This is a genomic window from Georgenia halophila, from assembly GCF_039541595.1.
On record NZ_BAABGN010000011.1, the window covers coordinates 171,776 to 184,691 of the forward strand.

Below are 12,916 nucleotides of genomic sequence, written 5' to 3' on the forward strand. Positions count from 1 at the left end.
CCGTGTCGCCGGGGCACGCGCCGCCGACCTGGTGGCGTGGCATGACCCCCGGCGTGGCGACCCGGCGGGTGGCGCACGGGTCCTCGCCCCGGCGCCGTCCGTTGTACGTGAGATGGACCGGTTTCGTCGGCGAGCTCCTCCTGACAGCGGGAGTTCTGCTGGGCCTGTTCGTCGTGTGGCAGCTCTTCTGGACGGACGTCGAGGCGTCCCAGGACCAGCAGGAAGCCGTGGAGCAGATCCAGGAGTCGTTCACGCCCCCACCAGCAGAGCCGGACCCCGGCCCGCGGACCGGTGCCCCACCAGTCATGAATGCTCCCGCACACGGGGAGGACCTCGGCCTGCTGTACGTCCCGCGCTGGGGCGAGGACTACCAGCTACCGATCGCCGAGGGTGACGACCTGCCGGTGCTGAACGAGGGAGCGGCCGGCCACCGACAGGGCACGGCCATGCCGGGCGAGGTCGGCAACTTCGCGCTGGCGGCGCACCGGCAGACGTACGGCGCCGCGTTCCACCACATCGACCAGCTGGAGACGAGCGATCGGATCATCGTCTGGACGAAGGAGGCGTGGCTCGTCTACCGCGTGACGGACAGCTACATCGTGGCGTCCGACCAGACCGAGGTCGTGGCACCGGTCCCGGGCGAACCCGGCGCGGAGGCGACCGACCGGATGATCACCCTGATCACGTGCCACCCCCTGTGGAGCACGGCCGAGCGGTGGATCGTGCACGGCGAGCTCGTCGAGTGGTACCCGCCCAGCGACCCCAGGGACGGGCTGCCGGAGCCGCTCAGGGAGGGAGGCTGATGTACGCAGGTTTGTGGCGCATGCTGCCGGGGCCGCGCTGGTTCAAGGCGATCGAGGCCCTGGTGCTGGTGCTCGCCATGATCGCGGTCCTCTTCGAATGGGTCTTCCCGTGGGCGGCCGAGCAGCTGAACCTCCTCGACACCACGGTGGGTGGTGTCGGCCGGTAGCCAGGTGCACCTGGCCGCAGGAAACACATGGCCCGGGCGCCCGCGGTCCGGATACGGTCGCGGCCATGCAGTACTTCTTCCCGCTCCGCTGACACGCTCCCGGACCGGCGAACGCCGGTCCGTCCGTCAGCCATCCCGGACCCGACCGCACGGCATGCCGTGCGGCGGTCCGGCCTGCCAGTGAAGGAAGAACCGTATGTTGCTGCTCGTCTCCGGCGCCTCCGGCGTCGGCAAGACCACCGCTCGTCTACGCGTGCGCCACGTGCTCGGCGAGGACTTCGAGACCGCTGAGCTGTTCACTCTCGGCCCCATCCCCGCCGTGCCGACCGGTGCGTGGCGCCACGAGCAGGCGGAGAAGGCCGTCCGCATTGCGATCCAGCTGGAGGCAGAAGGACGGCACCTCCTGTTCGCCGGTGACCCCGTCCCGGCGGGGGAGGTCCTTGCCGCGCCGTCGGCGAACCGGGTCGACGTGGCCGTCTGTCTCCTCGACGCCGACCCGGACGCGCACAACGCACGCCTCGACGCTCGCCGGGACCCGCCGGAGCTTCGGGATCGCCATCTCGCGTTCGCGGACTGGATGCGACGCCACGCGACCGACCCCACGCACATGCCGGAGGTCGTCACGACGGACGGGTGGGACCAAATGGCGTGGGAGCGTTGGGTCGGCCGTGAGCTCGGCGAGGCGTGGGCGATGACGGTCGTCGACACCAGCGGTCGCGACCCGGACGAGGTCGCCGGGATGGTCGCCGAGTGGTGCCGATCCGCCGTGCGTGGTGAGGTCCCCGTCTTCCGCCGAGGCTGGCACCTCGGGCACGGCTGACGCGCCTGCAGCGGCCACGGCGAGCGCCACCGAACCGTGGCGCTCGCCGTGGCACGAGGTGGCCGACGCCGAGGTTCAGCCCGGCGTGATGTTGTGGTTCGAGCGGAAGACGTTGTCCGGGTCGTACGTGCGCTTGACCTGCCGGAGCCGATCGAGGGTGGCGCCGGGGTAAGCGGCGTCGACGTCGGCCTGGGTCGCCGTCGACATGAAGTTCACGTAGCCGCCACCGCCGATGCCCAGCGCGCCGGCCGTCCGGGTGGCCCAGTCGTTGACGTCAGGGGCGAGCGTCGCGTCGGGGAACACGCCCGCCACCGACGCCATGACGTCATGGTCGCGGTGGGCGAATGCTGTGGAGTCGCCGGCGACCCGGCCGATGGCACCACCCATCGGTCGGATGTTCACGGCCGCCACCGGGCTGACCGCTGCCGCGATGCCATCGATAGCGGCGGCGCCCCACGCCGCGTCCGGGCGGTCGACGAATCCCGTCCGCATGACCGGGTGGGCGACCTCCCCGGTGCTGGGCGGGCCCTCGAGCATCTCCGGGTACGGCCGCTCGGCGACCTGGTCGACGAGGGCGGGGCCCAACGCCCGCATCGGTGCGATGGCCGCCTCGGCCTCCTCGGGCGGGCCGGACCAGCACAGCAGCACGAGTACGAGCGGCTCACCGTGCATGGCCTCGGGCAGGAACGGCGCGGGCGGCGCCTTCATGACGTTGATCATCGCGGAGAGCCCGTCGGGGGCGTCCACCACCGCGTTCACCGCGCCGGCCACCAGCTCCGGCGTGGGCGGGAATGCCAGCATCCCGCCCGTGACCTGCTTCGTCGGCCGCAGGTGCAGGCCGAGGCGCGTCACGACGCCGAAGTTCCCGCCGCCGCCGCGCAGCGCCCAGAACAGGTCCCGGTGCTGCTCGCTGTCGGCGACGACGACGCGGCCATCTGCCAGCACCACCTCGGCGGACACGATGTTGTCGACCGTCAGGCCGTCCCGGCGGCTCAGGAAGCCGATGCCCCCGCCGAGCGCGACGCCCGCGACGCCGACCGTCGGCGCGTCCCCGAAGCCGGTGGCCAGACCGTGCGCGCCCGCCGTCCGCGTGTAGGCGCCGGCGGTCACCCCCGCCTGCGCCCACCCGGTCTGTGCCGCGGCGTCGATGTCGACGCCGTCCATGCGGCGCGTGTCGATGACGAGCGCGCCGTCGGCGAGCCCGTGCCGGGCGTAGCTGTGTCCGCCGGAGCGCACGGCGACCGGCATCCCGCCGTCGCGCGCGGCCCTGACGGTGGCCGCCACCTCTTCCGTGTCCGCCACCTGCACGACGGCGGCCGGCACCCGTTGCTCACCGGCGAACTCGACCTGGACGGCGGCGTCGAAAACGTCGGAGCTGGGCCGCAGCAGGCGCTCTCCGAGCTGGCTTTCCAGTACCTGCATGGTTGCCCCTCGTGTCCGTGTGGATCTGACGCCTAGAACCGTAGACGTCGAAGCGTTCGATGTCTAACGATTTGCGGTCGAAGTGTTTCCCGTAGTGTGCGAAGCATGGATCTTGGGCCCAACGCGCCGATCGCCGTCTGGCTCTGGCACACGGTGCAGCGGATGACGCGTGCCTTCGACGAGCTGCTCGCCGAGCACGGCGGCAGCCGACCGGTCTGGCACATCCTGCTGGCCCTGCAGTCCAACACTCACGCGACGCAGCGGGACCTGGCCGCCGAGGTCGGCATTCGCGAGGCGACACTGACGCATCACCTGCGCGCCATGGAGGAGCGCGGCCTGATCATTCGCTACCGCGCCGCGTCGAACCGCCGGGTTCAGCAGATCGAGGTGACGCCGGACGGGGTGGCGCTCTTCAAGGAGCTGAGGAAAGAGGCAATGGCGTTCGACCGGCAGCTGCGCAAGGTGCTCGGGTCCGAGGCCGACGTGGCCACCTTCCGTGACGCCCTCGACCGGATCGCCACTGCCCTCGACGACGGCCGGCCCGTCCCGCCGCTCGGGTGAGCGAACGGCGGAGGAGTCGCGCGGGAACATCGCCGGCTCGCTAGTCCTCGAGGATCTGCTCGCGCAGGATGTCCGCGTGCCCGCCGTGCTGGGCCAGCTCGCGGAGCACGTGGAGGTAGATCCACCGCAGCGGCAGCGGGCCGCGACGGTTGCCGCGGACGACGCTATCCAGCCCGAGCTCCGACGTCGCCCGGCGGGAGGCAGCGCACGCATCGCGGTGAGCCTGCTGGACGGAGGCAGGTGGGGCATGCTGTGAATCCTTCTCCGGCTAGTCTCCTGCTCGGTCGCTACCGCCCGGCCGGGACGTACGTGGCGAGGGTGACGCCGGCGCCGAACGGACGGCTGGCGACCGGCCTCAGGCGGACGCCCACGCCGTTGCCCGCCAGCAGCGGGATGCCCTCGCCGAGCAGGACCGGGTTGACCTTGAGGTGGTACTCGTCGATCTCCTCCACGAGCTGGCCCGCGAGGTTTCCGCCGCCGGCCAGCCAGATGTCCTTCCCGGGCCGCTGCTTGAGATCGCGTACGAGTGCTTGGGGATCGTCCCGGACAAAGGTGACCGCAGCGTCGGCGGGCCAGTCGGTCCGGTGCGTGACGACGTAGTGGTCGAGGTGCGGGTATGCGCTGGTCAGCCCGGCTTCGATGGCGGGCTCGTGGGTGCGGGCACCCATGATGACCGTGTCGAAGTGCTTGGGCTCGCCGGTGATGCCCAGGGCGTCGCGGGCGTGCGCCGGACAGGCCTCCGGGTACTCACCGAAGAAGGTGGCGAGCGTGTCGGGATGGTTGGGAAAGTCCTCGAAGGAGCCGTCCGTGCGCGCGATGAAGCCGTCCACGCTGGTCGCGATGAGATAGATCAGCTTGCGCACGGCTCTCCTTGGGGTCTTTGGGGCCGAGGTGAACCTATGGGGGAGCCGGCTCCGCCGTCGACCCGTTTTATGGGCTTTGCCGGACCGGCTCCCCGATCGTGGTGCGGTGATGACGCGGAGTCAGTGCGCGAGCTCGACCGCCAGCTCCTCGGCGGCGTCGTAGCTCTCCTGCATGCCGCTCTCCATGCCGGAGTCGATGATGGCGTCCCGGGTCTCCTTCGAGTCGCACGCGGTGAGCACCTCGAGCGTGGTGCGCCCGTCGTGCTCGGTGAACGTGTAGGTGTTCACCGTGGGCGGGGAGTCGCCCTCCGGCATGCCCTCGAAGATTTCCGTGCAGACGAGCCGTTCGTCGGGCGTGACCTCGCGGTACTCGCCGTGGAAGGCGACCTCGAAGCCCTTGTTGGCCACCATGACGTAGCGCCAGGTGCCGCCGACCCGCAGGTCGACCTCGGCGCTCGTCACCGTGCCGCGCTGCCCGCCCCACCAGCGCTTGATGAGCTCCGGCTCGGTCAGAACGCGGTAGACGAGGTGGCGCGGTGCGTTGAACTCGCGCGTGATCAGGATCTCGGTGTCGCTCGGCAGCGCGAGAACGGCGCTGCCCTTGGTTGTTGCGGTGCTGCTCATGATTCCCTCTCCTTCAGCTCCTCGAGGACGGCGTCGACCGCCTCGAACCGGTCGTTCCACATCTGCTCGTACCTGCTGACCCACTGGTGGATCGGTTCCAGCGGCCGCCCGTTCGTCCGGTACAGGCGCTGGCGCCCTTCGTCGCGCACGTCGACCAACCCCACCTCGCGGAGCACCCGCAGGTGCTTGGAGACCTGCGGCTGGGCGAGGCCGAGCAGCTCGACGAGCTCGCCCACCGGCCGTTCCCGGTCCGCGAGGGCGTCCAAGATCTCTCGACGTCGAGGCTCGGCGATGGCGTTGAACGCGTCCGTCGTCGTTGCTGCTCGTGCCATACGCACAATATATACCTATATGGGCATGTGGCAACGGTCCTGCGCCCTCGTCCTCCCCGCGCCGAGCAAGCCCTAAGTGGTCGAACCGGCGCCGAGACGGGCACGTAGAGCTTGGTCGGCGGACCTGCAGCGCCGTCGGCGGGCCTGCGCCGCGGGGTCAGCGGTCCTTCACTGCGCGGGTGGCCGTGCCTACCGGACGACGGCGGCGCGGCGCCGGGTCAGGTAGTCGCGCTGGGCGGCATCTTGGGTGAGGGAGATGGCCTTGTCGTAGGCCGCGACGGCGTCGTCGCTACGTCCCAGAAGGGCGAGCAGGTGTGCGCGGGTGGCCCAGGCGGGTTGGAAGCGATGGGTCTCATCGGCGACCTCGTCGAGGAGCTCCAGGGCGGCGGCGGGTCCGTCGGTCTCGGCGCGCACCGCGGCCAGCGCCGTGGCGCCACCGTTCGACGGCGCGAGGTGCTGCAGCGAGGTGTGCAGCGTCTTGAGGGTCTGCCAGTCGATTCCTGAGCCGTCGGTCCGTGCGCAGTGCACGGCCTGGATGGCGGCCTCCAGCTGGAACCGGCCCAGCGCGCGGCGGGCGTACGCGGCGCGCAGGTGCTCGTGCGCGCGCTCGATCCGCGCACGGTCCCACCGCTGCGGGTCCTGCTCGTCCAGCGGGACGAACTCGCCGCCGGGGCCGGTGCGCGCCTCCGCCCGCGCCGCCGAGAGCTGTACGAGCGCGGCGAGCCCACGCACCTCGGGGTCCTCGGGCACCAGGTCGGCGAGAATCTCCGCCAGCCGGAGCGCTTCCGGCGGCAGCGGCCGGGGCTGGGCCTCCGCCGTCGACCACTCGATGACGTAGGCGCCGTAGACCGCCTCGAGCACCGCGGTCATCCGGCCGGGCAGGTCCGCGCGGTCCGGCACGTGGAAGGGCAGGCGGATGTCTTTGATGCGGCGCTTCGCGCGCACCAGCCGGGTGGCCATCGTGGCGCTCGGCACGGTGAACGCCCGGGCGATCTGCTCGGCGGTGAAGCCGAGCACGGTGTTGAGCATCAGGGGAGTGCGCGCGGTCGGGGAGATGGCCGGGTGGGCACACACCAGCATGAGCTCGAGCCGCTTGTCCGGGATCGCGTCCGGGTCGATGTCGTCGAGATGGACGGGGGAGTGCTGGTCGACGTCCAGCGGCCCGGTCCGGCGGATCTCGGCGGACTTCCAGCGGTCGCGGAGTCGGTTGCGCGCCACGGTGAGCAGCCAGCCGTGGGGGTTGTCCGGGACGCCACGGTCGGGCCAGGACAGCAGGGCTCGCTCCAGGGCGTCGGCCAGCGCGTCGTCGGCGGCGTCGATGTCGCCGTCGGCGGCCGCGAGCAGCGCCACGAGGCGGCCGTAGCCGTCCCGGGCGGCCGCGGCCGCCGCCGATGCGACGTCGTCGGGCATGGGGTCAGGACGACGGCTGGTCGGCGTGCGTGGGCCGGCACTCGACCGGGCCCGCCGCGGTCCAGGTACCGCCGACGAACGACGTCGCTACGGGCCGGACCTCGACGGACCCGTAGGTCGCCCCGGGGCACTTCTCCGCCCAGGCGATGGCGGCGTCGCCGTCGGGCACATCGATGAGGAAGACGCCGGCGAGCGCCTCCCTGGTCTCGGCGAACGGCCCGTCCTGGATCTGCGTGTCACCGGTCCGACGGGTGACCGTGGTCGTGGTGTGGGAGAGGTTGAGGACGTCGGCGCCGACGAGGACGCCGGCGCTGTCGAGCGCCTTGCCGTACTCGTCGAACATCCGCTCCATCTCCTGCAGGCCCTCCTCGGGGATCTCGCCCGGCCCGGGCTCGGCGTTGTGCAGCAGCAGTGCGTATCGCATCGTCGTCTCCTTCGTCGTACCTCAAGTGTGGCCACCCGGATGGCGACCTGTACCTATGACGACCGTGCGACGTCGAGATCGTCACGTTCCGCGAACGTGTTCGCGGCTCACTGCTGCTGGCGACGAGATCGTCTCTGCTCACGGCAGATCTGCCACCAGCAGCATCGCTGGTCCGGCACGTACGCGCGGCAGCAGGCTCGAGACATGGCAGATGAGAGAACGAATCAGTACTTCACCGACCGGATGCGCGAGGAGCTCGCGCACCGCCGGGTCCTCGTCCTCGACGGCCCGCTCGACGACGACAACGGCAGCCAGCTGATGACCCGGCTGCTCACCCTGGCCTCCGACGACCCCAAGGCCGACATCTCGCTGTGGATCCACTCCCCGGGTGGTTCGGTGCCCGCGATGCTGGCAATCCGTGATCTCATGCGGCTGGTGCCGTGCGACGTCTCGACGCTGGCACTCGGGCTGGCGTGCAGCGCCGGACAGTTCCTGCTCTCGGCGGGCGAGCCGGGCAAGCGCTTCGCCCTCCCGCACGCCCGGATCCTCATGCACCAGGGCTCGGCCGGGATCGGTGGCTCCGCAGTCGAGGTGGAGCTGCAGGCGGACGACCTGCGCCACACTCGCGACACGGTCCTCGGGATCGTCGCCGAGGACACGGGGCAGCCCTTCGGCCGGGTCTTCGAGGACTCCCAGCACGACCGCTGGTACACGGCCGAGGAGGCTCGGGAGTTCGGGTTCGTCGACAAGCTCGTCGAAGGGTTCGACGAGGTCATGGCGCCGGCAAAGCGTCACCCGGTCGGCCTGGGGGCGCAGTCATGAGCAGCTACACGATCCCCAACGTCATCGCCCAGCACCCGCGCGGCGAACGGATCATGGACGTCTACTCGCAGCTGCTCACCGAGCGGATCATCTACCTCGGCACCGGCATCGATTCCGGGGTGGCCAACACGGTGATCGCGCAGCTGCTGCACCTCGAGTCGGAGTCGCAGGAGATCCCGATCAACCTCTACGTGAACTGCGAGGGTGGCGACCCGTCGGCAATGCTGGCGATCTACGACACCATGCAGTACATCAACGCACCAGTGGCCACCACGTGCGTGGGCCAGGCGTTCGCCGCCGGGGCCGTGCTGCTCGCCGGCGGCGCACCCGGGCACCGGTCCGTGCTGCCGCACACACGCATCGTCCTGCACCAGCCTGCCGTGCGCGGTCAGGGGACGATCCCGGACCTGATCCTCCACGCGGACGAGCTGGTCCGGGTGCGCGCCGAGATCGAGTCCGTCCTCTCCCAGCACACCGGCCAGCCGGTCGAGACGCTCCGGCGCGACACCGACCGCGACCGGGTGTTCACGGCGGAGGCCGCGCGGGAGTACGGGCTCGTCGACCAGGTCCTCAACCGGCGGGCGAGCCGGGCGCTGGCCGGCTGATCGGAGAGTGACCGACAAAGGATCCTTGGGGCGACTTCGGCAGGAAACACCTGCCGAAGTCGCTCCACGGTTGCCGAGGTGGCGAGCCACCGTTGCCGAGCCCGGCAAGTCACCGTTGCCCGGGCCCGCGAACGACCGCCCCCAGCCCCGCCAGCCGCACGACGCCGGAGCTAGACTTTGCGCGTGAGCGCACTGAGCATCGCGGAGGCCTCCGCGGTCACCGGCCTGACCGCTGACACGCTCCGCTACTACGAGCGAGACGGCCTGATGCTGTGGCCGGTGGACCGATCGCCGTCGGGGCACCGGCGCTACGGCGACCGGGACATCGACTGGATCACGATGCTCACGCGCCTGCGTGCCACCGGCATGCCGATCCGCGACCTGCGCCGGTACGCGGACCTGGTCAGGGCCGGTGAGGGGAACGAGGCCGAGAGGCTGGAGCTGCTCGAACGTCACCGCGGCCAGGTCCTCGCCCGGCTCGCCGAGGTCACGGAGCATCTCGACGCGGTCGACCACAAGATCGGCATCTACGTCGACTGTCTGGCATCCGGGGCGTCGTCGGCCGCCTCTGACAAGGCCGACACCCCTGACGCGTCCGCCCGCGACGTCACCGCCGGTGCCGGCCGCACGGTGACCGCTTGACCTGGAGCGCACTCCAAGGAGTTCGCTGAGCGTCATGAGCATCGAACGACGCACACTTGGCACGCAAAGCCCCCTCGAGGTCTCCACCATGGGCCTCGGCTGCATGGGGATGTCGGAGTTCTACGGCACGGGCGACGAGCCCGACGCCATCGCCACGATCGACCGGGCCCTCGACCTCGGCGTGACGTTCCTGGACACCGCCGACATGTACGGCCCCTTCACCAACGAGCAGCTGGTCGGCAAGGCGATCGCCCGCCGCCGCGACGAGGTTCAGCTCGCCACCAAGTTCGGCAACGAGCGCCTCCCCGACGGGACCATGGTCGGCATCAACGGCAGGCCCGAGTACGTCCGCCGAGCCGCTGACGCGTCCCTGCAGCGGCTCGGCGTCGACCACATCGACCTCTACTACCAGCACCGGGTGGACAAGACCGTCCCGATCGAGGACACCGTCGGCGCGATGGCCGAGCTCGTCCAGGCCGGCAAGGTCCGCCACCTCGGACTCTCCGAGGCCTCCGCGGAGAACATCCGCCGCGCCCACGCCGTCCACCCGATCACCGCGCTGCAGACCGAGTACTCGCTGTTCACCCGTGACCTCGAGGACGAGATCCTCCCGACGATCCGCGAGCTCCGCATCGGCCTGGTCCCGTACTCGCCGCTCGGCCGTGGCATGCTCACCGGCGCGATCACCTCGCCGAGCTCCCTGGACGACGGCGACGCGCGCCGTTCCGGCTACTTCCCGCGATTCGTCGGTGACGCCCTCGACGCGAACCTGTCGCTGGTCGCCAAGGTCCGCGAGCTCGCTGAGACCAAGGGCTGCGCCCCCGGTCAGCTCGCTCTGGCCTGGGTGCTCGCTCAGGGCGACGACGTGGTGCCCATCCCGGGCACCAAGCGGGTGCGGTACCTCGAGGAGAACATCGCCGCCGCGGACGTCACACTCACGACGCAGGACCTGGCCGCCCTCGAGGCCGCCGTGCCGAAGGGTGCCGTCGCCGGTGAGCGGTACGGCGACATGAGCAGCATCGACGACTGAGCGCCCTCCTGCTCGGCGCACGAGACGCCCGGACGTGACGCGGCGCACACCCGGTAGGTTGAGTCCTCGTGCCACACCGCAGAGCAGGAGGAACATGATCAGGGTCGCCATCGTCGGCACCGGCAACATCTCCCCGTCCCACATCAGCTCCTACCAGGCATTCGGGGAGCGCTGCGAGATCGTCGCGCTGTGCGACATCGCCCCCGAGAAGGCCGAGGCCGTCAAGCGTCAGCACGGTCTCGACGGCGCAAAGGTCTACTCCTCGCACGCCGACCTGCTGGACGCCGGCGGCGTCGACCTGGTGAGCGTGTGCACCCCGCCCGCCACGCACGAGCCGATCAGCGTCGACTTCCTCGAGGCCGGCGTCAACGTGCTGTGCGAGAAGCCCATGGCGCCCTCGCTCGCCGCCTGCGACGCGATCCTGCGCGCCGAGGAGGGCGGCGGGGCCGTCTTCTCCTCCATCGCGCAGAACCGGTACCGCGACGACGTGACGCGGCTCAAGGCCGCCGTCGACTCGGGTCTCGCCGGACCGGTCGCCCACGTCCAGGTCGACTCCGCCTGGTGGCGGGGCCTGAGCTACTACGACCTGTGGTGGCGCGGCACCTGGGAGCAGGAGGGCGGCGGCTGCACCCTCAACCACGCGGTGCACCACGTCGACCTGCTGCTATGGCTCCTCGGCGCCCCGCAGTCCGTGACGGCCGTGCTGACCAACGCCGGGCACGAGAATGCGGAGGTCGAGGACCTCTCCGTGGCGGTCCTGTCCTACGACCGCGCCATCGCCACGCTGACCAGCTCCGCCGTGCACCACGGCGAGAAGCAGCACATGGTCGTGCAGGGGCGCGACGCCAGCATCAACCTCAAGGGCGAGGCCATTGCCGAGGTCTCCCAGCCCAACGGCTTCCCCGCGCCGGGCGGCAACCGCGAGCTCGTCGAGGAGCTGGAGTCGCTGGCCCGAGGGGTCGAGCCGCTCGCGTACACCGGGCACAAAGGCCAGGTCGACGACGTCCTGACGGCGATCGAGGCCGGCCGCCGGCCCGCCATCGATGGTCACGACGGGCGCCGCACGATCGAGCTGATCACGGCGATCTACAAGGCGGGGATCGAGCGCCGCGCGATCGACCTGCCCGTGCCCCCCGACGACCCCTACTACGAGGCCGGCACCCTCATGGAGCGAGCACCACGCTTCTTCGAGAAGTCCGCCTCCGTCACCGAGCAGGCCGGCCCGATCAGCGTCTCCGGCGCCCAGGAGGAAAATCGATGACAGCGACGACCTCGTCAGATGGCGGAACCTACGCACCGGCAGCGATGCCCGATCCCGTGGTCGAGGAGGGTGAGTTCACCTTCGCCGCCATCGGCCTGGACCACGGGCACATCTTCGGGATGTGCCAAGGGCTCATCGGTGCCGGGGCCACGCTGAAGTCGGTCTACGACCCCGATCCGGCGAAGGTGGAGCGGTTCCTGGAGCGCTTCCCGCAGGCGCGGCGGGCCGCGTCCGAGGCGGAGATTCTCGACGACCAGGACGTGTGCCTGGTCGCCGGCGCGGCCGTCACGAGCGAGCGGTGCGCCCTCGGGATACGCGTGATGGAGGCCGGCAAGGACTACTTCACCGACAAGGCGCCACTGACCACCCTGGAGCAACTCGCGGACGCCAAGGAAGCGGTGCGACGCACCGGCCGCAAGTACGCCGTCTACTACTCCGAGCGCATCCACGTCGAGACGGCCGTGTTCGCCGACCAGCTCATCGAGCAGGGTGCGATCGGCAAGGTCATCCAGGTCGTCGGGTTCGGCCCGCACCGCCTCAACGCGCCGAGCCGGCCGGCATGGTTCTTCGACAAGGAGAAGTACGGCGGCATCCTCTGCGACATCGGCAGCCACAACGTCGACCAGGTGCTGCACTACACCCGCGCCACCGACGCGCAGGTCGCGCTGAGCCAGATCGCGAACTACGCGCATCCCGAGTACCCCGGACTCGACGACTTCGGTGACGCCAACCTCGTCACGAACACCGGTGCCACCGGCTACTTCCGCTGCGACTGGTTCACCCCGGACGGGCTGCAGAACTGGGGTGACGGGCGCACGTTCATCCTCGGCACCGAGGGGTTCATCGAGCAGCGCAAGTACATGAACATCGGTACCCAGGACGGCCCCGGGCACCTGTTCCTCGCCAACGGCGAGCGAGAGACGCACTTCCAGGTGGCCGGCAAGGTCGGCTACCCGTACTTCGGGCAGCTCGTCCTCGACTGCCTCGAGCGCACGGAGAACGCGATGACCCAGGACCACGCGTTCAAGGCCATCGAGATCGCCGTCCGGGCGCAGAACGAGGCGCGGGTCCTCACCGCATCGGCGGCCGGCTAGCGGCTGTCCCGGAGTCGCACCGGACCCTCGCCGGCA

General features: G+C 70.7%; 16 protein-coding genes and 1 pseudogene. 10 read left to right on the forward strand and 7 right to left on the reverse strand.

Features of this window, described 5'->3' with window-relative positions; all coding sequences use genetic code 11:
* Positions 1-41 precede the first annotated feature (41 nt).
* From ABD907_RS12415 to ABD907_RS12425, 3 genes are all read left to right on the forward strand, one after another.
* Positions 42-803 carry a class E sortase gene (locus ABD907_RS12415; protein ID WP_345216569.1) on the forward strand — a complete coding sequence of 254 codons (762 nt, stop codon included), beginning with the start codon at positions 42-44 and terminating at the stop codon, positions 801-803.
* Positions 803-970 carry a hypothetical protein gene (locus tag ABD907_RS12420; RefSeq protein WP_345216570.1) on the forward strand — a complete coding sequence of 56 codons (168 nt, stop codon included), beginning with the start codon at positions 803-805 and terminating at the stop codon, positions 968-970. Before ABD907_RS12415 ends, ABD907_RS12420 begins: the two co-directional genes overlap by 1 nt.
* A 196-nt stretch (positions 971-1,166) precedes the next feature.
* The gene (locus tag ABD907_RS12425; RefSeq protein WP_345216571.1) at positions 1,167-1,790 is read left to right on the forward strand and encodes a hypothetical protein; all 624 of its coding nucleotides are present in this window, start codon (positions 1,167-1,169) and stop codon (positions 1,788-1,790) included.
* A gap of 75 nt (positions 1,791-1,865) precedes the next feature.
* Here ABD907_RS12425 and ABD907_RS12430 read toward each other — a convergent pair whose 3' ends face one another.
* Positions 1,866-3,212: an FAD-binding oxidoreductase gene (locus ABD907_RS12430; RefSeq protein ID WP_345216572.1), complete on the reverse strand. Its 1,347-nt coding sequence runs from the start codon at positions 3,210-3,212 to the stop codon at positions 1,866-1,868.
* A 105-nt stretch (positions 3,213-3,317) separates the two neighbouring features.
* Here ABD907_RS12430 and ABD907_RS12435 point away from each other — a divergent pair, with 105 nt between their 5' ends.
* Positions 3,318-3,773: a MarR family winged helix-turn-helix transcriptional regulator gene (locus ABD907_RS12435; RefSeq protein ID WP_345216573.1), complete on the forward strand. Its 456-nt coding sequence runs from the start codon at positions 3,318-3,320 to the stop codon at positions 3,771-3,773.
* Between the two features lie 40 nt (positions 3,774-3,813).
* Here ABD907_RS12435 and ABD907_RS12440 read toward each other — a convergent pair.
* From ABD907_RS12440 to ABD907_RS12465, 6 genes and pseudogenes are all read right to left on the reverse strand, one after another.
* Positions 3,814-4,011 (reverse strand): annotated as a pseudogene (locus tag ABD907_RS12440) (mycothiol transferase); the annotation flags it as partial.
* A gap of 49 nt (positions 4,012-4,060) precedes the next feature.
* Positions 4,061-4,636 carry a dihydrofolate reductase family protein gene (locus ABD907_RS12445; protein ID WP_345216574.1) on the reverse strand — a complete coding sequence of 192 codons (576 nt, stop codon included), beginning with the start codon at positions 4,634-4,636 and terminating at the stop codon, positions 4,061-4,063.
* Positions 4,637-4,756: 120 nt separating this feature from the next.
* Positions 4,757-5,260, reverse strand: coding sequence for an SRPBCC family protein (locus ABD907_RS12450; protein WP_345216575.1), 504 nt, complete (start codon positions 5,258-5,260; stop codon positions 4,757-4,759).
* Positions 5,257-5,592 carry an ArsR/SmtB family transcription factor gene (locus ABD907_RS12455; RefSeq protein WP_345216576.1) on the reverse strand — a complete coding sequence of 112 codons (336 nt, stop codon included), beginning with the start codon at positions 5,590-5,592 and terminating at the stop codon, positions 5,257-5,259. The genes ABD907_RS12450 and ABD907_RS12455 overlap by 4 nt, the downstream gene beginning before the upstream one ends.
* 189 nt (positions 5,593-5,781) lie before the next feature.
* Entirely contained in the window at positions 5,782-7,002 is a 1,221-nt protein-coding gene (locus ABD907_RS12460) for an RNA polymerase sigma factor (protein ID WP_345216577.1), read from the reverse strand.
* A gap of 4 nt (positions 7,003-7,006) precedes the next feature.
* Entirely contained in the window at positions 7,007-7,426 is a 420-nt protein-coding gene (locus ABD907_RS12465; RefSeq protein ID WP_345216578.1) for a YciI family protein, read from the reverse strand.
* A 204-nt stretch (positions 7,427-7,630) separates the two neighbouring features.
* Here ABD907_RS12465 and ABD907_RS12470 point away from each other — a divergent pair, with 204 nt between their 5' ends.
* The 6 genes from ABD907_RS12470 to ABD907_RS12495 all read left to right on the forward strand — a co-directional run bounded on the left by ABD907_RS12470 (position 7,631) and on the right by ABD907_RS12495 (position 12,880).
* A complete protein-coding gene (locus ABD907_RS12470; protein WP_345216579.1) occupies positions 7,631-8,248 on the forward strand; it encodes a ClpP family protease in 618 nt (205 codons plus the stop codon).
* Positions 8,245-8,853, forward strand: coding sequence for a ClpP family protease (locus ABD907_RS12475; protein ID WP_345216580.1), 609 nt, complete (start codon positions 8,245-8,247; stop codon positions 8,851-8,853). The genes ABD907_RS12470 and ABD907_RS12475 overlap by 4 nt, the downstream gene beginning before the upstream one ends.
* A gap of 177 nt (positions 8,854-9,030) precedes the next feature.
* Positions 9,031-9,495, forward strand: a complete 465-nt coding sequence (locus ABD907_RS12480) for a MerR family transcriptional regulator (RefSeq protein WP_486334087.1) — start codon at positions 9,031-9,033, stop codon at positions 9,493-9,495.
* A 34-nt stretch (positions 9,496-9,529) separates the two neighbouring features.
* Positions 9,530-10,525, forward strand: a complete 996-nt coding sequence (locus tag ABD907_RS12485; protein ID WP_486334088.1) for an aldo/keto reductase — start codon at positions 9,530-9,532, stop codon at positions 10,523-10,525.
* Positions 10,526-10,619: 94 nt separating this feature from the next.
* Positions 10,620-11,786, forward strand: coding sequence for a Gfo/Idh/MocA family protein (locus ABD907_RS12490; protein WP_345216582.1), 1,167 nt, complete (start codon positions 10,620-10,622; stop codon positions 11,784-11,786).
* The gene (locus ABD907_RS12495) at positions 11,783-12,880 is read left to right on the forward strand and encodes a Gfo/Idh/MocA family protein (RefSeq protein ID WP_345216583.1); all 1,098 of its coding nucleotides are present in this window, start codon (positions 11,783-11,785) and stop codon (positions 12,878-12,880) included. Before ABD907_RS12490 ends, ABD907_RS12495 begins: the two co-directional genes overlap by 4 nt.
* The last annotated feature ends 36 nt before the right edge of the window (positions 12,881-12,916 follow it).

What these genes read in the sequence shown, in the direction of transcription:
- ABD907_RS12430 (WP_345216572.1), bottom strand. Translation starts at nt 3,212, where the DNA reads ATGCAGGTACTGGAAAGCCAGCTCGGAGAGCGCCTGCTGCGGCCCAGC.
- ABD907_RS12495 (WP_345216583.1), top strand. Translation starts at nt 11,783, where the DNA reads ATGACAGCGACGACCTCGTCAGATGGCGGAACCTACGCACCGGCAGCG.
- ABD907_RS12420 (WP_345216570.1), top strand. Translation starts at nt 803, where the DNA reads ATGTACGCAGGTTTGTGGCGCATGCTGCCGGGGCCGCGCTGGTTCAAG.
- ABD907_RS12455 (WP_345216576.1), bottom strand. Translation starts at nt 5,592, where the DNA reads ATGGCACGAGCAGCAACGACGACGGACGCGTTCAACGCCATCGCCGAG.
- ABD907_RS12490 (WP_345216582.1), top strand. Translation starts at nt 10,620, where the DNA reads ATGATCAGGGTCGCCATCGTCGGCACCGGCAACATCTCCCCGTCCCAC.
- ABD907_RS12460 (WP_345216577.1), bottom strand. Translation starts at nt 7,002, where the DNA reads ATGCCCGACGACGTCGCATCGGCGGCGGCCGCGGCCGCCCGGGACGGC.
- ABD907_RS12415 (WP_345216569.1), top strand. Translation starts at nt 42, where the DNA reads ATGACCCCCGGCGTGGCGACCCGGCGGGTGGCGCACGGGTCCTCGCCC.
- ABD907_RS12475 (WP_345216580.1), top strand. Translation starts at nt 8,245, where the DNA reads ATGAGCAGCTACACGATCCCCAACGTCATCGCCCAGCACCCGCGCGGC.
- ABD907_RS12435 (WP_345216573.1), top strand. Translation starts at nt 3,318, where the DNA reads ATGGATCTTGGGCCCAACGCGCCGATCGCCGTCTGGCTCTGGCACACG.
- ABD907_RS12470 (WP_345216579.1), top strand. Translation starts at nt 7,631, where the DNA reads ATGGCAGATGAGAGAACGAATCAGTACTTCACCGACCGGATGCGCGAG.
- ABD907_RS12485 (WP_486334088.1), top strand. Translation starts at nt 9,530, where the DNA reads ATGAGCATCGAACGACGCACACTTGGCACGCAAAGCCCCCTCGAGGTC.
- ABD907_RS12450 (WP_345216575.1), bottom strand. Translation starts at nt 5,260, where the DNA reads ATGAGCAGCACCGCAACAACCAAGGGCAGCGCCGTTCTCGCGCTGCCG.
- ABD907_RS12465 (WP_345216578.1), bottom strand. Translation starts at nt 7,426, where the DNA reads ATGCGATACGCACTGCTGCTGCACAACGCCGAGCCCGGGCCGGGCGAG.
- ABD907_RS12425 (WP_345216571.1), top strand. Translation starts at nt 1,167, where the DNA reads ATGTTGCTGCTCGTCTCCGGCGCCTCCGGCGTCGGCAAGACCACCGCT.